Annotated in this window: 21 protein-coding genes; 10 read left to right on the top strand and 11 right to left on the bottom strand. The window is 68.5% G+C overall.

The window, feature by feature from the left end:
* Positions 1 to 119: 119 nt before the first annotated feature.
* From IF55_RS11910 to IF55_RS11925, 5 genes are all read left to right on the top strand, one after another.
* Complete coding sequence (locus IF55_RS11910; protein ID WP_078644197.1) at positions 120 to 1,193, top strand: D-alanyl-D-alanine carboxypeptidase family protein; 1,074 nt, start codon at positions 120 to 122, stop codon at positions 1,191 to 1,193.
* Positions 1,190 to 2,434: an alanine racemase gene (alr, locus tag IF55_RS11915; protein WP_063763956.1), complete on the top strand. Its 1,245-nt coding sequence runs from the start codon at positions 1,190 to 1,192 to the stop codon at positions 2,432 to 2,434. Before IF55_RS11910 ends, alr begins: the two co-directional genes overlap by 4 nt.
* Complete coding sequence (locus tag IF55_RS11920; RefSeq protein ID WP_030880685.1) at positions 2,431 to 3,402, top strand: D-alanine--D-alanine ligase family protein; 972 nt, start codon at positions 2,431 to 2,433, stop codon at positions 3,400 to 3,402. The genes alr and IF55_RS11920 overlap by 4 nt, the downstream gene beginning before the upstream one ends.
* 160 nt (positions 3,403 to 3,562) lie before the next feature.
* Positions 3,563 to 3,739 carry a hypothetical protein gene (locus IF55_RS39310; protein ID WP_157854323.1) on the top strand — a complete coding sequence of 59 codons (177 nt, stop codon included), beginning with the start codon at positions 3,563 to 3,565 and terminating at the stop codon, positions 3,737 to 3,739.
* A gap of 34 nt (positions 3,740 to 3,773) precedes the next feature.
* Positions 3,774 to 5,330: a serine/threonine-protein kinase gene (locus IF55_RS11925; protein WP_037964096.1), complete on the top strand. Its 1,557-nt coding sequence runs from the start codon at positions 3,774 to 3,776 to the stop codon at positions 5,328 to 5,330.
* Between the two features lie 42 nt (positions 5,331 to 5,372).
* Here the strand turns inward: IF55_RS11925 and IF55_RS11930 are convergent, their stop codons facing one another.
* Together IF55_RS11930 and IF55_RS11935 are read right to left on the bottom strand one after the other, a co-directional pair.
* A complete protein-coding gene (locus IF55_RS11930) occupies positions 5,373 to 5,582 on the bottom strand; it encodes a hypothetical protein (RefSeq protein ID WP_030880693.1) in 210 nt (69 codons plus the stop codon).
* A gap of 391 nt (positions 5,583 to 5,973) precedes the next feature.
* Entirely contained in the window at positions 5,974 to 6,741 is a 768-nt protein-coding gene (locus tag IF55_RS11935) for a hypothetical protein (RefSeq protein WP_157854325.1), read from the bottom strand.
* A gap of 209 nt (positions 6,742 to 6,950) precedes the next feature.
* Between IF55_RS11935 and IF55_RS11940 the strand changes: the two genes are divergently transcribed.
* Positions 6,951 to 7,214, top strand: coding sequence for a hypothetical protein (locus tag IF55_RS11940; protein ID WP_030880699.1), 264 nt, complete (start codon positions 6,951 to 6,953; stop codon positions 7,212 to 7,214).
* Positions 7,215 to 7,961: 747 nt separating this feature from the next.
* Here IF55_RS11940 and IF55_RS11950 read toward each other — a convergent pair.
* On the bottom strand, positions 7,962 to 8,801 hold the full coding sequence (locus IF55_RS11950; RefSeq protein WP_030880706.1) for a GIY-YIG nuclease family protein: 840 nt from the start codon (positions 8,799 to 8,801) through the stop codon (positions 7,962 to 7,964).
* A gap of 116 nt (positions 8,802 to 8,917) precedes the next feature.
* Here IF55_RS11950 and IF55_RS11955 point away from each other — a divergent pair, with 116 nt between their 5' ends.
* The 4 genes from IF55_RS11955 to gltX all read left to right on the top strand — a co-directional run bounded on the left by IF55_RS11955 (position 8,918) and on the right by gltX (position 13,586).
* On the top strand, positions 8,918 to 10,237 hold the full coding sequence (locus tag IF55_RS11955) for a DNA cytosine methyltransferase (protein WP_030880709.1): 1,320 nt from the start codon (positions 8,918 to 8,920) through the stop codon (positions 10,235 to 10,237).
* A gap of 395 nt (positions 10,238 to 10,632) precedes the next feature.
* Positions 10,633 to 11,028 (top strand): very short patch repair endonuclease, encoded by a 396-nt coding sequence (locus IF55_RS37075; protein ID WP_078644199.1) that lies wholly within the window; start codon positions 10,633 to 10,635, stop codon positions 11,026 to 11,028.
* 116 nt (positions 11,029 to 11,144) lie between these two features.
* Positions 11,145 to 11,996 (top strand): Eco29kI family restriction endonuclease, encoded by an 852-nt coding sequence (locus IF55_RS37080; RefSeq protein ID WP_078644201.1) that lies wholly within the window; start codon positions 11,145 to 11,147, stop codon positions 11,994 to 11,996.
* A 213-nt stretch (positions 11,997 to 12,209) separates the two neighbouring features.
* Positions 12,210 to 13,586: a glutamate--tRNA ligase gene (gene gltX, locus IF55_RS11960; protein WP_030880711.1), complete on the top strand. Its 1,377-nt coding sequence runs from the start codon at positions 12,210 to 12,212 to the stop codon at positions 13,584 to 13,586.
* 7 nt (positions 13,587 to 13,593) lie between these two features.
* On the opposite strand, the gene IF55_RS11965 is transcribed toward gltX, so the two are convergent.
* The 8 genes from IF55_RS11965 to IF55_RS12000 are packed head-to-tail and all read right to left on the bottom strand — an operon-like array spanning position 13,594 to position 22,283.
* Positions 13,594 to 14,580: a glycosyltransferase gene (locus IF55_RS11965; RefSeq protein WP_030880715.1), complete on the bottom strand. Its 987-nt coding sequence runs from the start codon at positions 14,578 to 14,580 to the stop codon at positions 13,594 to 13,596.
* Positions 14,577 to 15,191 (bottom strand): HD domain-containing protein, encoded by a 615-nt coding sequence (locus tag IF55_RS11970; protein WP_030880718.1) that lies wholly within the window; start codon positions 15,189 to 15,191, stop codon positions 14,577 to 14,579. The genes IF55_RS11965 and IF55_RS11970 overlap by 4 nt, the downstream gene beginning before the upstream one ends.
* Positions 15,192 to 15,196: 5 nt before the next feature.
* Positions 15,197 to 16,912: a carbamoyltransferase C-terminal domain-containing protein gene (locus tag IF55_RS11975; protein WP_030880719.1), complete on the bottom strand. Its 1,716-nt coding sequence runs from the start codon at positions 16,910 to 16,912 to the stop codon at positions 15,197 to 15,199.
* Positions 16,913 to 16,935: 23 nt separating this feature from the next.
* Positions 16,936 to 17,733, bottom strand: coding sequence for a radical SAM protein (locus IF55_RS11980; protein WP_030880722.1), 798 nt, complete (start codon positions 17,731 to 17,733; stop codon positions 16,936 to 16,938).
* Between the two features lie 16 nt (positions 17,734 to 17,749).
* On the bottom strand, positions 17,750 to 18,865 hold the full coding sequence (locus IF55_RS11985) for a hypothetical protein (protein WP_030880726.1): 1,116 nt from the start codon (positions 18,863 to 18,865) through the stop codon (positions 17,750 to 17,752).
* Positions 18,865 to 19,974 (bottom strand): radical SAM protein, encoded by a 1,110-nt coding sequence (locus tag IF55_RS11990; protein WP_030880729.1) that lies wholly within the window; start codon positions 19,972 to 19,974, stop codon positions 18,865 to 18,867. Before IF55_RS11990 ends, IF55_RS11985 begins: the two co-directional genes overlap by 1 nt.
* A 3-nt stretch (positions 19,975 to 19,977) precedes the next feature.
* Complete coding sequence (locus IF55_RS11995; RefSeq protein WP_030880731.1) at positions 19,978 to 20,976, bottom strand: D-2-hydroxyacid dehydrogenase; 999 nt, start codon at positions 20,974 to 20,976, stop codon at positions 19,978 to 19,980.
* Positions 20,973 to 22,283, bottom strand: coding sequence for a glycosyltransferase (locus IF55_RS12000; RefSeq protein WP_030880734.1), 1,311 nt, complete (start codon positions 22,281 to 22,283; stop codon positions 20,973 to 20,975). The genes IF55_RS11995 and IF55_RS12000 overlap by 4 nt, the downstream gene beginning before the upstream one ends.
* Positions 22,284 to 22,319 lie beyond the last annotated feature (36 nt).

Below are 22,319 nucleotides of genomic sequence, written 5' to 3' on the forward strand. Positions count from 1 at the left end.
GGCACAAAACCGCGCGCTGGTGGATACACGGCCATGATCGACCGGATACAGGGCCCGCCCAGGCTGTGTGCGGCGCACGAGGACTCGTGCGACGACTGGGGTTGGAGAGGCGGGTTCCGATGGGTGTGTGGCGTGCGACGGCGGTCCGGGGGCCCCGGAGGCGCGCGGTCTGCGGCGCACTGGCGCTGGCCGCGGTGCTCGGCGGAGGTACGTACGCGGGGGGCGAATTCTTCGGGGGCAGCCCGTCCGCTGTCGCCTCCTCCCACCGCTCCCTCACCGAGCGTGCGGAGATCGCCGACAAGGTCGACCTGCCGTGGCCGGGAGAGGGCCAGACCAGTATCGCGGTCGACGGATTGGGCTCGCTCGGGAGCAAGGGCGGGGCCACGCCGGTGCCGATCGCGAGTGTGACCAAGGTGATGACCGCGCACGTGATCCTCAAGGAGCACCCGCTCAAGGACGGCGAAGAGGGCCCGCGGATCGATGTGGACCCGCCGGCCGCCCAGGAGTCGAAGTCCCTGAGCGAGTCCACCGTGCCGCTGCGCGAGGGGCAGCGCTTCACCCAGCGCCAGCTCCTGGAACTGCTCATGCTGCCGTCCGGCAACAACGCCGCCCGGCTGCTCGCCCGCTGGGACTCCGGGTCGGAGGGGAAGTTCGTCGAGAAGATGAACCGGGCCGCGCGGCACCTCGGGATGGCCCACACCACGTACACGGGGGCCAGTGGCTTCGAGGAGAGCACCCGCAGCACCGCCGACGACCAGTTGAGACTGGCGCAGGCGGCCATGGAGCAGCCGGCCCTGCGCAGCATCGTCGCCCTGCGCGAGACCACCGTGCCGGGCATACCCGGCACGGTCACCAATACCAACGACCTGCTGGACAGGGCCGGCGTCGTCGGCCTCAAGACCGGATCGACCACCCCCGCGGGCGGCAACCTGATGTGGGCCGCCAGGGTGCGGGCCGGCGGCGAGCAGCGCCTCGTACTCGGCGTCACCCTGGCCCAGCGGGCGAACACCACGCCCACCGAGGGCCTGTCCGCCGCCTTGGACCGCAGCGGCCGGCTCATCGAGGCGTTGCGCACGCAGCTTCCCGCCGCGTTTGACGGCGAGAAGAGCGGCGACAGGAGGGGCGCAAGGAGCGGCGAAGGGAGGGGCGAGAGAACCGGCGACACGGACGGCGGCGAGGGGGCCGGGTCGTGACCGCGCCGAACGCGGCGGCGACGCCGGGCCGCGCGGCCGAAGAACAGCGGCAGCCCATGCTGCGTATCGATCTGGCCGCGGTGGCCTCCAATACCCGGCGCCTGCGGGCCCGTTGTCCGCGGTCCGCGTTCATGGCGGTCGTCAAGGCCGACGCGTTCGGGCACGGCATGAGCGATGTGGCCCGCACCGTGCGGGCGCACGGCGCCGACCGGCTGGGCGTGGCCACCCTCGGTGAGGCACACGCGCTGCGCCGTGCCGGGCTGACCGGACCGGTACTGGCCTGGCTGACCGCCCCGCACAGCGACTTCGAGGCCGCCCTCCAGGACGACGTCGAGGTGGCCGTGGCGGGGGTCGAGCACCTGCGTGCCGTTGCCGGCGCCGCCCTGTCCACCGGCCGCACCGCACGCGTCCACCTGCACGCCGACGTCGGTATGGCCCGTGACGGCGCGTCTCCCGAACAGTGGGCGGAGTTGTGCGGCGCGGCCCTCCGTCTGGAGGCCGCGGGGGTGCTGCGCGTGGTCGGGGTGATGGGGCATCTCGGCTGCGCGGACGACCCGGACGACCCCCACAACCGGCAGGGCCGCGAGGCATTCGACGTCGCCGTGCGGCAGGCCCGCCGTGTGGGGCTGCGGCCGCGCCACCGTCATCTCGCCGCCACCGCCGCCCTGCTCAACGACCCGCGCAGCCACTACGACCTGGTCCGGGTGGGAGCGGGCCTGTACGGCATCGACCCGACCCGCCGGGCCGGGCTGCGCCAGGCGATGACGCTGACCGCACCGGTCGCCGCGGTACGCGACGTGGCGGCCGGCACCCCCGTCGGCTATGGGCACGCCTTCCGCACCGACCGGCCCACACGCCTCGCGCTGCTGCCCCTCGGCTACGGCGACGGGCTGCCGCGCCAGGCATCGCACCGGGCACAGGTGCTCCTGCGCGGCCGACGCCGCAGCGTGGTCGGCCTGTTCTCGATGGACCAGATCGTCATCGACGCGGGCGACGACCCCGTCACACCCGGCGAAACGGTCACCGTCCTGGGGCCCGGTGACGCCGGAGAGCCCACGGTCGAGGACTGGGCCCGCTGGGCCGGGACGCTGCCCCACCACCTCCTCACCACGCTGGGCGGGCAGCCTCGGCTGGCCCGCCGCACCCTGCCCGCTCCCCCGCCGAGCCCCTCCGCCTCCCGCCCCTCCGCCTCCCGCCACCCCGCCTCCCGCCACCCGGCCGACCTGGAGATTCCCGCATGACCAGCACCGCGCCCCGCCCCGTACGCATCGCGATCATCGGCGGCGGCCAGAACTGCGAACACGACGTCTCCCTGGCCACCGCCCACGCCATCGCCACCGCCCTGCCCGACGGCTACGAGCCCCTCGGCCTGACCATCGGCCGCGACGGCACCTGGCTCGGCCCGGACCACCACCCCCTGGCCGACGGACTCGCCGGCGCCCTGCGCCTGCTCCGTACCTGTGACGTCGTCTTCCCCGCCGTCCACGGCCCGCGCGGCGAGGACGGCACCCTGGCCGCCCTGTGCGACCTGGCCCAACTGCCCTACGTCGGCTCCGGAGTCCGCGCCGGCGCACTGGCCATGGACAAGGCCACCACCAAACTCATCGCCCGGGACCTGGGCATCCCCGTGGCCCGCTCCGCCCTCGCCACCACGGCCGACGGCACGCCACCGCTCCCGTTGCCCCTGGTCGTGAAGCCCGTCTCGGCCGGTTCCAGCCACGGCGTCGCCCGCGTCGACACCCCCGACGCCTACCGGCCGGCTCTCGCCGCCGCGCTCGCCCTCGACCGCCGCGCCCTCGTCGAGGAAGTACTCGAAGGACGCGAGATCGACATCGCCGTGCTGCAACGCGCCGACCAGACCCTCATCACCAGTCCGGCCCTGGAGATCCTCACCGCCGGCCGCCTCTTCGACACGACTCTCAAGTACGACGGCACGGCCGCCTTCCGTATCCCCGCCCCTCTCACCAGCCAGGAGCAGAGCACCCTCGCCCGCCATGCCACCCGGCTCTTCCGCGCCCTCGACTGCGCGGGCACGGCGCGCTTCGACTTCTTCCTCACCTCACGCGGCTTCGTGCTCAACGAGGTCAACACCGCCCCCGGCCTGACCGAGCACTCCCAGGTCCCCAAGATGTTCGCCGCCGCCGGCAGCCCCTACCCACGACTGCTCACCGAACTCATCGACAGCGCCCTCGCCACGCACCGACGATGACCCATCCCGACGCGTCAGTCCGCGGCGTCGCCTCGTTCGGCGAAGCTCTCGGCCACAAGGGTCGGGCGATCGAGGCGTTCCGTAGCCGCGGGGAGGATACGCTGAACGAGTTCGCGAGGGCCGAACTCTTCTCCGCTCACTCGGGGTTCGGGGCTCGCCCTTGAACGCGTCGACGGTGCCGCCGTACGGGCCCGCCGGGTGGGACGTACGGCCGGATGGCCCGTACGACCGTGTGGGAGGTACGGCCGTACCCGACCCGGGCGGCTGGCCGGCCCGCCTCGCGGAGGAGGGCGACGCGCTGAACTGGGACGCGCGGCGGAACCGGCCGGGCTGGTGACCGTTCTGGGGGCACGGTGGGCACGGTGGGACGAGTGATCGACGGCCGGTTCGAGCTGCTGGACCGGCTCGGCGGCGGTGGCATGGGGACGGTCTGGCGCGCCCGCGACCTGGTCCTCCACCGCGAGGTGGCCCTGAAAGAGGTACGCCCGCCGGACCCCGCGTACGCGGACCACGACCCGGAGGGCGCTCGTACGCTACGGGCCCGGGTACTGCGCGAGGCCCGGGCGCTCGCGCGGATCGACCACCCCAATGTGGTGACCATCCACCACATCGTGGACACCGGCGAGGACACCTACCCCTGGCTCGTCATGGAACTGGTCCCCGGCGGCTCGCTCCAGCACCGCCTGGACCGTGGCCCCATGCCCCCCTCCGAAGCCGCCCGGCTCGGCCGCGGCGTACTGGCCGCGCTGCGCGCCGCCCACGCGGGCGGCGTCGAACACCGCGACGTGAAACCCGCCAACGTCCTGCTGCGCCCGGACGGCCGCCCGGTCCTCACGGACTTCGGCATCGCCGCGCTCCGCGAGTCCACCAGCCTCACCGCGACCGGCTCCGTCATCGGCTCACCCGACTACATGGCCCCCGAACGCGTACGGGGCCAGACCGCCGGCCCCGCCGGCGACCTCTGGTCGCTCGCCCTGATGCTGTACGTAGCGGTAGAGGGCTACCACCCACTGCGCAGGGAGAACACCCTCGCCACCCTGGCCGCCGTACTGGACGCCGAGATCCCGCCGCCCCGCCAGGCGGGGGCGCTCACGGACGCGCTGGTGTCCGTACTGGTCCGCGACCCGGCGGCACGGCCGGACGCGGAGACGCTGGACACCATGCTGGCGACGGCGAGCGGTGAGGGGACCGGCCCCTCGGACCACCTACCACCCCCCACCCCGTCGGCCACCCCTCCGAACGAAACGCAGCGGCAACTGCGCGCGTCCCGCAGAAAACTCACGGCACTGACCATCGCGGGCGCGACGCTGACCGGAATCATGGTGTGGGTGGTGGTGCCCAAGTCGAACGGCGAGCCGGCCGGAAGGACGACACCACAGAGAGCGACGGCGACAGCGACGGCCACGACCCCGGCTAAAGCGGCCCCCACAAACCCCCCAAATCCCGAGAAGACAGCAGATCGCCCGACCGAGTCGCCGACCCTCCTGACGCCGGACGGAATCCGTAGGGCGATCCAGAAACTGAAGCCGGTCATGGGCGGCACAAAGGTCACCCGGTTCGTCGTGTACCCCGAGCATGTGAGCGCCGAAGCCCTGGTCAAGGGCAGCAAGAAGCGCTACGACCGCTTCACCTACCGAGGCGGCGACACCGCCACCCGCGAAGGCCCAGGCGGCACCCTCACCACCGACGACGCCCCAACCGACCTGACCGCCTTCAACTGGGACGCCCTACCGAACCTCCTGCGCACCGCCCACCAAGACCTGGGAATCGACCACCCCACCACCCTCTACCTAGTCGTCTCCCCAGCCTCAAAGCCCCTCAACAACGGCCCCGACATGAGCATCTACCTCTCCGACCCCTACGGCTCCGCCTACCTGAAGGCAGACACCGCCGGAAAGGTAATAGCAAAGCACCCACCCGAAAAGTGACACACCAACCCCCGCCCCCAGAGTCGACCTACGTCGCCGCCCCTAATGGCCCCACTGCGAGACACTCTGCGCAAACTGGCCCGTAGCGTCCAAAAGACTCCGGCCGAAATCGGTCGGAGCGATCAGAACCCCCAGCAGTACGGCCATGAACACGGTCAGCCCCTGATCGAACCGGGTTCGAGCCTGTACGCGCCGGCGCAGTCGCCAGATGACGATGACCGCGATCAGCAGCGCCACATTGATGGTCAGCACCGGCCAGCCCTCCCGTCAGGCGACAACTCCCCCCTTCTCTAGCCCGCCCCAGCCCACCCCGCAGGCAAGTTGCCAACGACTGACGACATCTCTCCGCATTCAGACCGAAACCCACACCCAGTCCCCTGCTCAGCCCCCGGGACGGCGCCCCACCCGCGACCGCCGAACGCAAACGCAAAAACCCCGACTCAGAATCATCCGAGCCGGGGCCTCACTGGAGCCGCCTTCGGGATTCGAACCCGAGACCCACGCATTACGAGGGCCTGCGAGATCATCCCGGGTGGTGCCAGGCGGTGTCACAGGATCCCGTTTCCCAAGGTCAGAGACCTAGGCCCCGCAACCCACGTGTTGCCCAATCCACCCTGTCCCACCCAGTCGGCTCACGCACCGCTCACGCAATTCCGTCGCCCCGGGCAGTCGGGCTGAGCTGCTTCTGGAGCTCCTCGATCCGGCTGCTCGTAGCAGCAGCACGCTGCTGCTGGCGGCGGAGCTGCTGCCCTGCCTTGGTCAGCTCGGCAACGACACGTGCCTGCTCCGCCTCGCCCCGGGCTACCTCCACGCCATCGCCGGTGTATGCGGGTCCGAGCCGCTTGCTCTCCACAACCCCGCGCCGCGTCTGACACTCCGGGCAGTCGACCACTCGCCGGACGTAGGTGTTCTCCCGGTGCTGGATGAAGGTGGTCACGTGACCGCAGGTGAGGATCAGCTCCCAGGCGTCCAGGTCCTTCTTGCGCTCCTCGGCAGAGGGGAAGGTCTGAAAGAGTCGCGTGAGCTTCTCGATCTGCGCCGGCCCCATCGGTGGCGGCGGACAGCACAGACAGCAGTGGCTCACACGCGACCCACCTATACTCCAGCGGCCGCTCTTACAGTCTGGGTGCAGCTCCCGGAACCGCTCTTCCATGACCTCGTAGTCGCGCTTCTCCTCTTCGGTGAGGTACATGAGCCCCGGCCAGCTCCCCAAGCCGTCATACATGGGTTCGCCACATCCTCGACATGGCACCCCGGCCTTGTACTCGTCCCAGGTGAGCCGTGTCCCTTCACGCGCCCATGTTTCACGCCGCTCCGTGTCCCGGCGATCCTCCTCCTCGGCGGCAAGAGCCTTGCGGCGCGCTCGCGCAGCCGCACGCTTCGCCTTCTGCTCATCAGTGAGCTTGGCCATCGATCCCCCTCGGAGGACCTGACGCGTACGGGGGCCTACAAAGCTAGTGCGTCTGCGCGGCCGACGGGGAAGTTACAGGATCGAAGGCTCAACCCGGGACGCAGCGGTTGGCCCTTCACCCTAAAGCGTGCTCTGACTGCCCATCGGGCCCGGCCAGCGTCCTCACAGAGAACCATCCACCAGAGAACATCGGTCAAGGAGGCCCAACGGTGGACCCCACGGAACGCTCGCTGCGCAGTCGCCCCGCTGCCCACCTCAGCTGGGCAAACACGGCGGACCGCCCCGCCCGTACCGAAGCGGCACGCAAGGCGAGCGAGTCCCGCTTTCTGAGCGAGGCTCGGAAACTCCACCCCTCGGGTACGTCAAAGCAGATCGAGGACGCCGCCCAGTCGCTGCGCAAGGCGCACTACGCGAGGCTCGCCCTCCTGTCCGCGCAGGCCAGGCGTGCCAGGAAGGCGAGCAATGGGAAGTAAAACGGAAGCGGACGTGCCGGAACGCGGCCCGAAGCGGCGGTACACCTATCCCGAGGCTGCCGAGGTCCTCCGCGTCAGGGAACGGTGGCTCCGCGACAACATCAGGCGCCTACCTCACTCGAGGAAGGGCGTCACTGTGACCTTCTCTGAGGCCGATCTGGACGCGATCGACACCATGTTCCACCACCCTGCCATACCCGTTAGCCCTGCCCAGGCGTATGGCACCAACCCACTGGCCGCCATCAAGCCCAGCGGGCCCCGAAGACGCAAGCCATAGCTGCGTCTTCGATGCTGACTGCCCACGACTCCATGCGGCCTTGGGACTGCCACACGATCGGGTGACACAGCAGCCTGGTCAGGAGCTACCCCATAGGCGCCGCACCCAGCCCGACCGGTCCACACATGCTCTCCAGCCCTTCACAGCGAGCCGTTCTGTAGAAGGTCGCGGATGGCGTCCTCGTGCCGTCTCACAACGATGCGTCCGTCCCCGTCGCTGTGGATGAGGACCGGGGTCCCTGGAGACAGGCCGGCCTCGGCAAGCACTCCCAGCGGGATGTTCACGACTCCGGCCTCAGACACGATGGCTTCGGCGGGTTCCCTAATCATGTCGCCAGTGCGTCACCGACTGGCACCGCCAGTCCGACTGACCGCGACGGAACCGCACGGCGACCATCTCCGCAAGGTCTGCGTCGTTGACGGCGACCCCCTTGGTCTTACCAAACGTCGGAGCGGTGCCACCGGCTCAGATCATTCGCCCAGATCTGACGGATCGCCTTCGACATCTCCAGCCGGTTCAGCCTCCGGAACGGCGCCGATCGGCTGGCCATTGCGGTAGTACCGCCATGCACTCTTGTACTCAATCGGACTGTCGTCGTACATGATCACATAACCCATCAGGGCTGTGATCTGCCACTTCGTCGGTATCTCGGCGGAAATCAGGCGGAAAACCTCATCAGCGGTCATCCCATCCGCTGGCACGTGAACTCGCCGGGTCTTGAACTCCGCCGCCTTTCCGTACCTGAAGTTGTACGGGAGCCCCGTCTTGATCGATTCCAGGAGGGTATGGAGCGTGGTTTCGCCGGCCTGCAGGCCCTCAACAGGTCGGTCTAGGTCGATGGGAAACAGGACGTCGAAATGGTTCCGCTTCAGCACGGTGCTGTCCCGCTGGCGACCCGGATCCTTGTTACCGAAGCCGTTGTTGTTCCAGGGGATGTCGCCCTGACCCTTGTGGTGCGTGATGAGCAGCTGCTCCGGGGCGAGGGCGGAGAAGTCCTCCGCTACATACAGGCACGAGAAGGCCATCTCCTCCAGGGAGATGTTGCGGCGCCCCGAGATCTTGCGCAGGTGGTTACGAAGGCGGGCCGGCAACGACTTGTCCGCCTTGCCGACGTAGACGAACTCGTCGTTCAAGTAGAGCTGGTAGACCCCAGGTTTCTCCTTGAGCCGCGCCAGATTCTCCTCGGCGAGGGGGGCCCGATCCAGCCCCTTCAGGGCCTTCGCCAGTTGGTCGCCGAGCGCCTTGGTGATGCTCAGGGTGAAGTCCTTGTGGTACTGCGTCCCGTCGTCGGAGCCCACCACCGGCGCCATCTGTCCACTCCCTCGGTCGACATGATCCCCGAGAGCCTATCGGTGACCTGTGCGCACGAACGAACCTTCCGATCGAAACGGCTTGAAGATCCACAACTCCGCGGTATGCTTTTGGAATGGCTGAACTGCAAGAAGGATCAAAGAAGGACCGCACGGGCGTCGAGCTCTTCGCCGGCGCTGGTGGGCTGGCTATGGCCGTCCACCGTGCTGGCTTCCGCCCCCTGCTCTTCAATGAGTTCGCCAAGCGGGCATGCGAGACCCTGGAGGCGAACGGGGCTCAGCGACTGCCCGCCGGCCAGAAGCCGACCCGAGCCCCCGGGCCCGACGAGAAGGTGCCCCTGGTCGCGGGCGACGTCCAAGAGCTCGACATGGACTACCTGGCTGGCAAGGTTGATGTGCTCGCCGGCGGCCCTCCCTGCCAGCCGTTCAGCCTCGGCGGCGTCGCCAAGGGCGACGAGGATAAGCGGAACATGTTCCCGCAGATGTTCAAGGCCGTCCGGCAGATCCAGCCGAAGGCCGTAATCTGCGAAAACGTTCGCGGCCTGCTCAGGCCCTCATTTCGCCGTTACTTCGACTACATTCAGCGCGAGCTGGAACTACCCTTCGAGGAACGAGCCAAGGACACTAATTGGGAGCAGCACTACCAGTACCTGTTGGATCGGCGCGAGCAGGAGCCGGACGATCCCAGGAAACGGTACGACACTGTCATGATGCCGGTGAACGCCGCCGACTACGGGGTGCCGCAAATCCGCAACCGTGTGATCATCGTCGCCTTTCGTCGCGACCTTAACGTGGACATCGAGCTGTTCAAAAGGCTCGTTCAGCCGACGCACTCCGAAACCGCCCTCATCCGTTCCATGGTGGAAAACGGGGACTACTGGAAGCGGCACTCGAATGTGCCTGACCATGTACGTGAATGGGTCATGGCCCGGCTCCCTAAGGGCGTGCCGATGGACGATGGCCTGCTTCCTTGGCACACCCTGCGCGACGCGCTCGCCGGTATCGGCGACAACAAACCGCTGCCGGAGGTGCCGGACGAGTGGCTGGACCGCACCGAGCACTTCCTCGGCGGGTTCACGGAACACATCGGCTGGCCCGGTGCCCGAATCTACGACGGCCATACCCCCAATGAGCTCGACCGCCCAGCGAAGACCGTGAAGGCTGGAGTGCACGGTGTACCCGGCGGGGAGTCGGTCATGCTCCTGGACGAGTTGGTGACCGACAAGGCCGCTCAAGGCGGCGTTCGGTACAAGCACCGGTACATGACGGTCCGCGAAACCGCTCGCGTCATGACCTTCCCTGACACGTGGGAACTCAAAGGGCCCCGAGGGGAGAAGATGCGTCAGTTGGGCAACGCAGTGCCGGTTGCCCTTGGCGAGGTTTTCGCCAAGGCGGTCGCCACCGTCCTGGATGAGGCGGAGGGGCGTCAGAAGTGACTGGGCCCACCAGCAAGGCGCAGAGCGGCTGGAAGCACGACTCGCCGCCGGACCGAGCGTGGAAAGGGCGGCCCGGTAGAACCCGGGCCACCATCGCGGCCGAACAGGACCGAGCCGCTGGTGGTCGCCACAGGCGCTCGGTGGATCTTGGCGAGGGACGGTTCGCCCGAGCGTCCGTGGAGCTGAAGGTACTTCCCGACACACGACGCATTCGCGCGTACCTGCGTTGGTCCGACAGGGGCAAGTCCCCGGCTCGCTACCTGGGGCAGGTCGGGTGTGAGACGCGTGCCGCGAACCTTGCCGAGGGTTGGAAGATGGCCTGGGAGAAGGGCCTTGTCACCGAGGAACCGCCGACAGAAGGATCCTGGGCTTCGTCGCCGTCGGTTCGCGCCGTCATGCGGGCAAACCGCAGCAGAGATACCCGACCCGAGGTGAGGCTTCGATCCTTGCTGCACAAGCAGGGACTTCGCTACCGCGTGGCGGCTCGCCCCCTCCCTGAACTGCGTCGCACAGCTGACCTGGTCTTCACCAAACCCAAGGTTGCGGTTTTCGTCGACGGTTGCTTCTGGCACGGCTGCTCGGAGCACCTTCGGGCGTCACACAAGAACGTCGAGTTCTGGCGAAACAAGATCGAAGGCAACCAGGCCCGGGACGCGGACACAGATCGCCTCTTGCGAGAGGCTGGCTGGCGGGTCGTTCGCGTCTGGGAGCACGAGGCCCCCGACGTAGCTGCGGCGCGGGTGATGTCAGTCGTGCGAGCCTCGCCACCAGACCGACATGAATCCGAATAATCGGCGTAAATCATGGAGAGGTAGCTACACTCGCCGACTCTCGGCACATGCGCCCGGGACTGATTAGCACATCGGGCTGAAGGTCGGCACCGGTGTCGGTAGGTAGGATCCCGCCCATGCCTACCAGCCCTGATGACGCGACATCTTCGTTGTTTGACCCGTTGGGCCTTGACTTGCTCGGCCGTAATCTCCGAGAGGAGATGAACGGGCGTCCACGTGTTCCTCTGGACAAGGTGAAGCCGTTTCCGGGCGCAGGACTATATGCGCTCTACTACAAAGGCGACCTTTCGGTTTACAAGGACCTGAAGGGTCTCGATATCCCTATCTATGTAGGGAAGGCGTCGGCCAGCGACAGCAGCTACGGAGACCCGCCGAACATGACGGAGCGAAAACTGTTCGGCCGAATAAGAGACCACCGCAACAGCATCAAGCAGGCGGACAATCTCGACCCGACCCATTTCGACGTAAGATTTCTAAACCTAGACGACCTCTGGATCGTTTTGGGTGAACGGGCTCTTCTGCGGGCTTATAGTCCAGTTCTCTGGAATACCGTGATGACTGGATTCGGCGGCAACTCGCCGGGCAGAGGGAGAAGGAACGCTCGCTCGGTTTGGGATTCAATCCATCCGGGACGAAAGCGAGCCGCACCGCTGCTCTGCAATCGTAATTACAGTTATGCGGAGATGAAAAAGCTCATCTCGGATGGCATCGACATCTCCCTAATGGAAGCGGGAGAGGGACGCGACAAGAAGTTGAAGGAGTTTCGCAACCGGCCTGCGCAGATCATTTGGGAGGAAGCTCAAGGTTCCGGACCAGGACCGAAACCTGTCCTCGTCTTCCGAGAGAATGCGTTCGTAGAGGAGAACAGTCGATTCGGATTCGACTTGAGCAGTCTCGAATGGAAGTTGGCTGACGCTCCAAAGCAGACGACGGCGGAAGCGGCCGCACTCGACGCTGCCGAGGCATGACAAACCGACGAGACCGCTTTACCGACGTTCGGAGGGTCGGCGGTTCCCACGACAACGGGGCTGACGCGCTGAGGCGCCTTCTCTGCGGACAGACCATGATGATCCAGAGGTGAGGTCGGCTCAGTTTGTCCGAAGGCGGTGCCCGGCGTCGGTACTCTGGAGGGCATGTCTACTGCCCCGGTTCGTGTTCGTTTCGCCCCGTCCCCGACCGGCATGTTCCATGTCGGTGGTGCACGGTCCGCTCTCTACAACTGGGCCGTGGCACGACAGTCCGGTGGCACGTTCGTTCTGCGGATCGAGGACACCGATGCGGCCCGGAACAAGCCGGAGTGGATCGACGGGATCATCAGCGCGCTCGCGGCGATCGGCATCCACAGTGAGGACGCAGCCTTCGAGGGGCCGTACTTCCAGTCGCACAACGCAGACCGGCACCGGGAAGCGGGTCTGCAGCTCTTCGCGGCCGGTCGGGCGTACTACTGCGACTGCAGTCGGGAGCAGCTGAAGGAGCGCACGGGCTCGGATCACCTGGGTTACGACGGGTTCTGCCGGGACCGGGGACTGGCTTTCGAGGAGGGACGGGCGCTGCGGTTCCGGACGCCTGACGAGGGCGAGACCGTCGTGGTCGACCTGGTCCGCGGGGAGCCAGCGTTCCCGAACAACGCGATCGAGGACTTCGTCATTGCCCGGGGTGACGGGTCCCCGGTCTTCCTGATCGCCAACGTGGTCGACGACCTGGACGAGGGCATCACGCAGGTCATTCGCGGTGAGGAGCACCTGTCGAACACGCCGAAGCAGCAGTTGCTGTGGGAGGCGCTCGGCGCCAAGCCGCCGGCGTGGGCGCACCTGCCGGTGATCGTGAACGAGAAGCGGCAGAAGCTGTCCAAGCGCCGTGACAAGGTCGCGCTGGAGGACTACCTCGCCGAGGGCTTCCTCCCCGAGGCGATGGTGAACTACCTCATGCTCTTGGGCTGGGGGCCCGGTGACGACCGGGAGATCATGCCGCACGAAGAGCTGGAGCAGCTCTTCCGGATCGAGGACGTCAACACGGCGCCTGCCTTCTTCGACGTGAAGAAGCTGACGGCGTTCAACGGCGACTACATCCGCGCGCTCTCGCCGGAGCAGTTCGCCAACGCCTGTGCGCCATGGCTCGTCGCCCCGTACGCGCCGTGGGCCCCGGAGGCGTTCGACAGGAACCTCTTCGAGGCGGCGGCCCCGCTGGCCCAGACCCGACTGGCGCTTCTGTCGGAGATCACCAGCTACGTGGACTTCCTGTTCCTCGACGAGCCGGTCGAGGACGAGGCGTCGTGGAACAAGGCGATGAAGGCCGGCGCCGGCGACATCCTGACCGACACCCGTGCCGAACTGGCCACTGTCGCGGACTGGAAGGCGGACGACCTGAAGGCCGTCCTGCTCGCCGTCGGCGAGAAGCACGGCCTCAAACTGGGCAAGGCCCAGGCGCCCATCCGGGTAGCGGTCACCGGCCGGACGATCGGACTCCCTCTGTTCGAGTCCATGGAGCTGCTCGGCCGGGACCGCGTGCTTGCCCGTCTGGACGCCGCGGCCAAGAAGCTGGCCGCTACGCAGGCATAGTCGTTGGTCAGGCGACCTGCGCCAGCAGGTCGCCCCAGGCGTTGCCGAAGTAGTTCAGATCGAACCGGGCCAGGGCCTCGTATGCGGCCTTGGCCTCGGCCTGACGCGTTGCTGCGCGTTCCCGGACCTGCGTCGCCAGGCGGTCGAGGTCCGGGGCCGGCTGACCGGTCAGGGTAGCGAGGTCGCCCAGGCCGGCCACCGGGCGGATCAGGCAGGGCAGGCCGAGCAGCAGGGCCTCGGCCGCGCAGCGACTCCAGCCCTCCCGCATCCGGGGAAGGAAGACACCGACGTCGCACGCGCACAGAAGCCGCAGGTAGCGCTCGCGTTCCACGTCGTAGTGGGCACCGTCGAAGCCGATGGTGTTGCTGCCGCTGGTGATCACCCGCAGCCTGGGGCCGCCGGCCAGAGCCGCCGAGACCTCCTCGATGCCCTTCCAGTGCACGGCCTTGCCCGCGTACACGCCTATCGCGTCCGGGGGCAGGTCGAACTCGGCGCGGCATTCGGCGCGGTCGAAGCCGCGTGCCCTCTCGACCTCCGTCATGTCGAAGGCGTTGTAGATCACCTGCACGTTGCGGACGCCTCGGGCCCGGAGGAAGTCCGCCCAGTACGGGGCGACGCAGACCACGGCGGCGCATTGCGGCAGCATCCGGAACAGGTGCTCCCAGAGCATGGTCTCGACGGGTGCGGAGTCGTGCTGCAGCGGCTCGTAGTGGTGGAGGAGGAACACCGTGCGGGCCCTCATCTCCGGGGTGAAGAGCAGCAGGCTCAGGTCGTCCCACACGAAGGTGCCGGTGGTGCCGTGCAGCGCCCGTATGGAAGGGGCCAGGCGGGCAAGGTGGCGGAGCTTGCGCCAGCGGCGGACGCGGTAGGTGCGCTTGTGGTCCGGGACCGTGCGCCACTCCACGTCGTCGGCCGTCGCCTCGTGGAGCATCCGCAGGTAGACCCGGCCGCCGGTCCGGCCGACCGGCTCCATCGAGTAGACGATCCGCTTCACGGACGTACCTCCTGTTGGTGTCGGTCGTACTCGGCGTGGAGCAGCGCGTGCATGGCCGCCAGGTGGAGGCTGAGGCCGCGGGCGGCGTCGGCAATCGGGAGGTAGAAGTCCTCCAGGCTCCGGAGGAACCGCCGGCGCCGGTCAAGGTTGGGCGAGAGGGCAAGGTCGCGCAGGTTGTGAAGGCGGTCGGCGAACCGGACGAGGAGGTCCTCGGATGGGAGCGCGGCCTGCTTGAAGCGCCAGTTGGTTTCGTCGCCGACGGCCTTGGGACGCTGTTCGAGGCGGTGGTCGGCGGTCATGGCGCGCAGGCGGGCGGTGAACCGGGCTCCAAGGTGCTGGACGAGCAGCGCCTCAGCTTCGGGAGCCACTTCCAGGGCGTCGTGGAGAAGGGCGAGGACGAGGGTCTCGGGGTGGCTGACCCTGATTTCGGCGCGCAAGAGCGTGACGACGGCCAACGGGTGCTCCAGGTACGGGGTGCCCTGGTCGCGGGTGTGGCCGTCGTAGACGGAGAGGGCCAGGGTGCCGGCGACTTCGGCGAAGGACTGCTCGTCTGTGCTCCACAGGGCGGTGCCGAGCACGGTGAGGACGTGGTCCAGGTCGGTGGGGTTCATCCGCCTCACCTCGTGAGGAGAGCCGTGGCACGGGGGTCGGACACGTGGTCGGCGAGCAGGAGAGTGTCCCCGACAGCCAGGGCGTCGAGGCCGAGGTCAGCCGCCGCTGCCACGGCCTGCTCGGCGGTCCGCAGGATCGGGGTGCCCTTTCGGTTGAACGAGGTATTCAGCAGCAGCGGTAGTCCGGTGCGCTCGTGGAACTGCTCCAGGAGTTCGCGCAGGCCCTGATGGTGGGGGTCGACGGCCTGGACGCGAGCGGTGCCGTCATGGTGGGTGACGGCGGGGATGCGGGTGGCCTGGCACCGTCGGACGTGAGCGACCCGGTTCATGAAAGGGTCGCCCTCTGACATGAACCACTCCGTGGCGTGTTCGGCCAGGACAGCCGGGGCGAAGGGACGGTACGTCGCTCGCTTCTTGATCGCGTTGAGTCGATCACGCGTGGCGGTGTGGCCGGGGTGAGCGAGGATCGAGCGATGACCGAGGGCACGCGGCCCAAATTCGAGCGGTCCCCGCACCCAGCCGACGATGTGTTGCTCCGCGAGCAGCGCGGCCACGGTTGGCTCCAGTCCCCGTCCGAGGCCGGTCAGGGCGCGGTACCCAGTCGGCACCGCCGGCGTTGGCACGGCACCCGGGTGCGGGCCCCAGGCCGCGTCTGTCGGCACTGGGAGGCGCTCCTGCCCGAGCTGGTAGTGCCAGCCGTAGAGCGCGGCGCCCACGGCAGTGCCCGCGTCGTGCGGGGCCGGTGCCACGAAGAGGGTGTCGAAGCCGCTGTCGGCGGCCAGCTGACCGTTGAGGTGGGAGTTCAGGGCGCACCCGCCCGAGAACACCAACGTCGAGGATCCGGTGAGACGTTGCAGGTGTCGGGCGACGTGGACGACCGATTCGGCGAAGACCTCTTGAACGGCGGCGGCCAGGTCGGCCCGTTGGTGTTCTGGCTGCTCCGCGACATTGGCAGCGGTCCAGGCGCGGCCACCGAGCAGCAGCGGGGTGCCGCTGTCCGCCGAGCCCCAGGGGTACTCGATGCGCACCTCGCCGTCGTCTCCGAGCCGTACGAGATCCCGGAGCTGAGCTGCGTAGCGCTGAGGGTCGCCGAAGGCCGCGAGCGCCATCATGCTGCCCTCGGGCTCGTCGCCGGGAGGGATCACTCGTCGGGCGAGGTTCCGGTAGAAGTGCCCGAGGGATGAGTGGATGCGCCGGGGCCCGGCCGGGCTTCGGACAACGGTCGGCATGCCCTGGTGGAGGCGGTCGATGCGATCGGGTCGCAGGCCGTACCCGGTGATGCGCTCCCGGCCCGGACCGAAGTCGGACCCGAGGGAGGAGCCGCCGGCGTCGATGACGAGGCCCGCTGCGTACTCGTGGCCGGAGAGCAGGTAGCCGGAGAGCACGTGGGCCGTGTGGTGGGAGAGGAGGCGGAGGTGTTCGCCGAGCGGGGCGGGCAGGAGGGCGGCGAGTTCGTCGCGCTCCTCGGCCAGCCACCAGCCGGCGGCGGGGTTGGGGCGCATGGAGGCGGCCCAGACGACGTCGATGTCCTGCGGTTCGAGGTCGGCGGCCTCCAGGCACCACTGGAGCGCGCGGGTTGGGGTGGTGAGAGTGCCCTTGCGGGTGGGGTGGTTGTGCTTGACGCCGCTCCAGCGTTCCTCTTCGGCCGCGTAGAGGCGGCCGTCGACGACTAAGGCGGCGCTGGTGTCGTGGTGGAAGTTCAGTCCGAGCACTGCGGGCATGGTCGTGTACCTCCGGTCTGGGGTCAGACGGTGAGGGCCGGGGCGGGGAGGAGGGCTGCGCCGGAGTCGGTGTACTCGTGGCAGCGCAGGCAGAATCGGAAGTGGTGGCCTCGGGGCGCGAAGACCTTCGCCGCGAAGTCCTCGTCCCAGATGCTGAACTCGCTGTCGTCCTTCGCCATGGCGTTGAAGCAGCGGTAACAGGACCCGTCCATCTCGATCATCAGGTGCTGGTCGAGATAGCGGTCGCAGAGGCCACGCAGCTCGTTCGCCGGCTGGCCGACGTCGACGTGGTGCACGTGGTTGGTGACGTGGATGGCGCCGTATGTGTCGCAGAGCCTCGCGAGATGCGTGAGGCGGGCGGCACTGATGCCTTCCAAGACGCTGTTGATGACCACGGTCTTGCCGGCCTCGCGGAGGCGGGGCACCACAGCGTGGACCTCGTCGTAGTTCTGGTGCTCGTCGTCGCAACCGAGGAGGACCTGGTCGTAGGAGCGGAGGGTGGCGTCCATAATCCGCTTGTTACGGGCCAGAGTGATGGCGTTCGTGCCCAGGACCATGACCTTGTCGGGCAGGCGGGTGCGGGCCGCGTCGCTGAGGGCGGGGAAGTCCCGGTGCACGGTTGGCTCGCCGCCGTTGATGTGCAGTTGCCGGAACGGAATGGTGCCCAGCCTGGCCAGGATGGTGGAGAACAGCTCCATGGACATGTTCTCGCCCTGGGCGCCGTCGGCGAAGATGCAGAAGTCGCAGGACCGGTTGCATTTGGTCGTGATCTTGACCTTGGCCGTCTTCAGGGTACGGGGCAGGGGTGCACGCGCGGGCATGGCGGGACTCCTTGTGCTAGGGGTGGACGTCACCGGGGGTGTGGCTGAGGAAGTCCTGCACGGTGGGCCTCTGCTGGTGCCAGAGCGCGAGGGTCGCGCGCAGGGTGCCGGCGGTGGTCGGGCCGGTGGGGATCAGCCTCGCCATTCGGGCGGCCAGCCGCTGGGCGGGAGTGGTCTCGTCGGCCGCGAGCGCGTTCAAGGTCCCTGCGGCGGATCGGAGTTCCTTCGCTTCGCGCCGGATCAGATACTCGGTCGCGACACCCGGCGGCGGGTCGAGGTAGTACAGCCAGCGGGCGACGCGTACGCGGAGCATCCCGGCTGTCATCACCCAGTCGGTGTCGGCGTGAAAGCCGCACTCACCGACAGTGCTGGGCGCGTCGGGAACGCGGCGCATCGCCGCCTCCAGAGCGACATGGGCCGTGCGAAGCAGGTGGCGCGGGCCCCGAGGGCGAGCGTCGGACCGGTCGTCGGCATGCCCGAGAAACAGTTCGGCGTACCCGTCCAGCCCGTCCGGCCGCCACTGCGTGAGGGCGGCCGTCTTGCCGGGGCAGCGGGTCCGTGTCGCGAGAGCGGCTGCGGCGAACCAGCACGGGGCGAGGTAGTGCCAGGCCACGCAGTGGCGCCGGTACGCGGCAACGTTCTCCACCACGTTGTCGATGCTGTCCGCCGCCAGCTGGTACCGGCCGCCCAGCCGGGCTTGGAGGATTCCCCGGTAGAACCGCTCGTCGACCTCGCGCCACGGCGCCATCTGGGCCCGCGACTTCCAGCGTTGGAAGTCACGGACGCTCCCGCTGATCAGCGACCAGGTCGCCAGCTCGGGCGCGGAGACAAATCGTCCGTCGGCCTCGACCATGGTGAACGCGAAGCCGGGCGGGTGCTCCAAGAGACGCTTGTGAGAGATGTCCCTGCCGACCGCGGCCGTGTGAGCGGCGGCCAGGCGGTGGTTCCACTCCTCCCAGTCCGTCGGTGCCTCTGGGATGAGAATCCGTACGTCGATGTCGGAGTGGGGCGCCAGCAGGTCGGCCGGCTGCCACTTGTGGGTGAGCATCGCCGCGCCGACGCCGTGAGCATCCAGCTCGCGCTCGTACAGCGCCCCGAGCCCTGGGTACAGAGGCGCCTCAACCATGACCATCACCGCTCCTCGGTGGATGCGCAGGCGCAGGAGAGCCGGGCCGTTTCCGTGGTCAAGAGAGGGAGAAGCGGCAGGACCGGGGTGCCTTCGGGACGCTCCATCCGGTCCCAGCGCAGGTCGTAGTCGACGTAGTGGAAGCCCTGCCAGGCGTCGTTGGCGTTGCGGTCGAGCATGGCCTGGAAGAGGTGGGCGAAGGCGTTGCCGAGGGTGCCGTCGGCGAGATGGGGCTTCAGAGGGATGTCGCGGTTGTGGAGGATGCAGGGGCGGGCCACGCCCGTGGGCGTGATCTTGATGCGGTTGGCGTCGGAGCAGGTGGCGCAGCTGGAGTTCGAGATGAAGCCGATCGAGCCCGCCCAGCCTTCCGGGCGAAGATACTGCCCGGGGCTGCGGACCCCGAGCTCGTCCCTGCGCACCTCGCCGGCGTTCACGAACCACTCGTGGAGACGGTCTCGAACCTCCGCCTCACTGATGAACTCGGTGTCGAAGAGCGCTTGGGCGGGGCCAATGTTCTGGAGTTCGATCAGCCGGACGGCGATGGGCAGGTCGCGGGCGAGCTCGGCGACGGCGAAGGCGTCATCCAGGTAGGTGCGCTGCAGAACGCAGTTGATCTTCACGCGCAGGCCGAGGGCGAGCGCGGTGTCGAGGGTGCGCCGGGTGACGCGCGGGTCGCCGCCGCCCATGATCTCGGCGGACCGGTCGGGGTCGAGGCTGTGGAGGCTGAGATTGAGGTACGTCAGACCGGCGCGGTGGAGTTTCTCGACGCTCAGGCCGCGGCGCAGGTTGCCGTGGCTGGTCATGCCGATCGCGGCGTCGGACCCGAGGCCGTCCGCCAGGCCCGCGATCACGTCGACGATGTCCGCTCGGAGGGTCGGCTCGCCGCCGGAGCAGTGCGCTTTCTTGATCTGCCAGGCGCCGGCCTCGGCGGCGATGGCCGCGTAGTCGGAGGCGGTCAGGGGTCGGTCCTTGTGCCCGTAGTCCGGCATGCAGCGCGGCTTGCAGAACACGCAGTCCAGGTTGCAGAGCGAGTTCAGGGTGAAGGCCAGGTAGGGGTGGTTGCGGCTGGTCTCCGTGAAAGCGGCAACCAGGTCGCGGTGGCGTGTGGTCGGCATTGGTCAGCCTCCTACGAGGGGAGAGCGAGCAGCGGGCACCTCGGCCAGGCCGTTGAGCGGCTGGTCGGTGAGGTAGCGGCGCAGGTTGTCGGCGAAGAACGCGACCGCCTCGTCCATGTACGTGCGGCTGAGCGTGGAGCTCTTCGGCGTGAGGACGACCCGCGGGTGGAGCCGCAGTGGATGGCGGACCGGCAGCGGTTTCGGGGCGAAGACGTCCAAGGCTGCGCCGCGAAGGTGGTCAGCGTTGAGAGCGGCCAGCAGAGCCGACTGGTCGACGGTCATCGCACGGCCGAGATTGAGGAAGAGGGACTTCGGCTTGAACGCCGTGAAGAGGTCGTGGTCGAAGAAGCGGTCAGTGGCCCGCGTGGCGGGCAGCAGATCGACCACCACGTCGGCGACGGCGACCGCTTGGTGCACTGCCGACGCGTGCATCCACGTGATCCCGCCCTCGACGGCCACCGGCGGCGTGCGCCGTACGCCGACGACGTCCATTCCGAAGGAGCGGGCCGCGCGAGCGAGGTGCTCGCCGATGCTGCCACAGCCGACGATGGTCATCGTCGCCCCCGCCAGGTCGAAGAACTCCTCAGCCAGGTCGTTCTTCCACCAGGACCGGTTCCGCTGGACCCGCTGACTCATGAACAGGCCACGTGAGAATCCCAGGACCATCCCCATGGCGTGCTCCGCCATGGGCCTGCCGTGGAACCCGTACGAGCGGGTCAGAGCGACTCCGACGGAGTGGGCCTCGGCGACGGGCAGATGGTCGGTGCCGGCTGCCGGGGAGGCGATCCACCTCAGGTGAGGGGCGCCGAACAGCCACGACGGCTTGAACGTCCAGCCGAAATAGACGTGCGCTTCGGCCAGCTGGTGCGGCACGGACTCCTCAGTCGCCGTACGGAACTCGACTCCGGGGAAGGCGGCTGACAGCGCCCGCTCGTGCTCGGCGGACAGCCGCCAGAAGCGGTGCGGGGACTCCAGGCTGACCAACACAACCGGCCGGTTCATCGTGATCGTCCTTCCGCGCTTGACGCGGGTTCCAGGGCCCAAGGGGCGATGCGCCCGATGACGGAAGCGATGCTGGCTTCGTAGTCGTGACGCGAGCGCACCAAGGCCGCCCCGGCGCTACGGAGCCGGTCACGTTCCCTGGGCAGGACGGTCAGGGCGCGGTGGAGCGCGGAGGCCAGAGACTTGGCGTCCCGTGGTGCGGCGGTGAAGCCGGTCTCGCCTTCGACGACCGTCTGGGCGAGTCCGCCGGCCGTGGTCGCCACCACTGGGCCGGCTCCGGCCGCGAACGCCTCCAGGGGGATGCGCCCGAAGGGCTCCTCGCGTGAGGGAACGATGACTGCGCGCAGGGCCGGGTTGTACAGCCATGCGCGGATCGCCGGGGTGAAGCGCGTGATCAGGGTCGCGTCCAGGCCGTGTGCGTGGATGTGCGCCGCCAGGTCCTCCTGGTATGAGGTGGGGCGCTCGTGTTCGCCCGAGGTCACGGCCGCCAGGACCAAGTGCGGAGCGCGAACCCCACGCTGCTTGAGGAGGAGCAGCGCCTCCAGAAGGTCATCGAAGCCCTTCGTCGGCACGGCACGGCCCATGGCGAGAAGGAATCCGGCGCGGGCCTTGAAGGGCAGAGGCAGCACGATGGTCGGCCTGGCCATCTCCTCCCGTATCAGCCCGTTCGGGATGCTCACGATGCTTCCCCGAGGGACGGCGTAGTTGACGAGGAGATGGCCCCGCATGTGCGAGGAGATGGCGCCGATGCGCCCGCCACGGACCGTTGCCGCCCGGAGGGCCTCCCGCTCCCAACGAACACGGGACAGGTCCTTGGGCCGGGTCAGCGCCGTCATGGAACGGGGAACGAGAAGCAGGTCCATGGTCGGCGACGTGTAGGGCGCCAGCCCAAGGAACGGGATGTCGAGGCCGATGAGGAGGCACCGGCTCGCTCGCTCAGCGATGCGTACGGCCGCCTCGCCCGCCAAGTCGCACAACTGAATGGAACCTTGGATCGACTCCGGCGCCGCCTGGACCTCCGGGGACGTGATGACGTCGGCCTCCGCCTGCCGAAGCATCTGCTGGACCTCGGCGGCCCACCGCCGGTCGTGCGCTCCCGCTGTCTCCGGCACGTGCGGGGTGATGACGGAGAGGCGGCCTGGCGGCAGGATGCGGGCGAGCGCCGTAAGGAAGGAACGGTTACTGAATCCAGTGCCCGACGCTGCGCCGTAGAAGCCCTCGTGGAGGGCGACGATGACGCGGGGCCGCCGGACAGCCTCCGACACGACCGTGGGCGGGGGTGGTGAAGTTGCATGGTGCATGCGCACTGGGTGGTGCCTCCTTCGAAGAGGGGTGTCACGGGC

The organism is Streptomyces varsoviensis, assembly GCF_000718635.1.
Classification (GTDB): Bacteria; Actinomycetota; Actinomycetes; order Streptomycetales; family Streptomycetaceae; genus Streptomyces; species Streptomyces varsoviensis.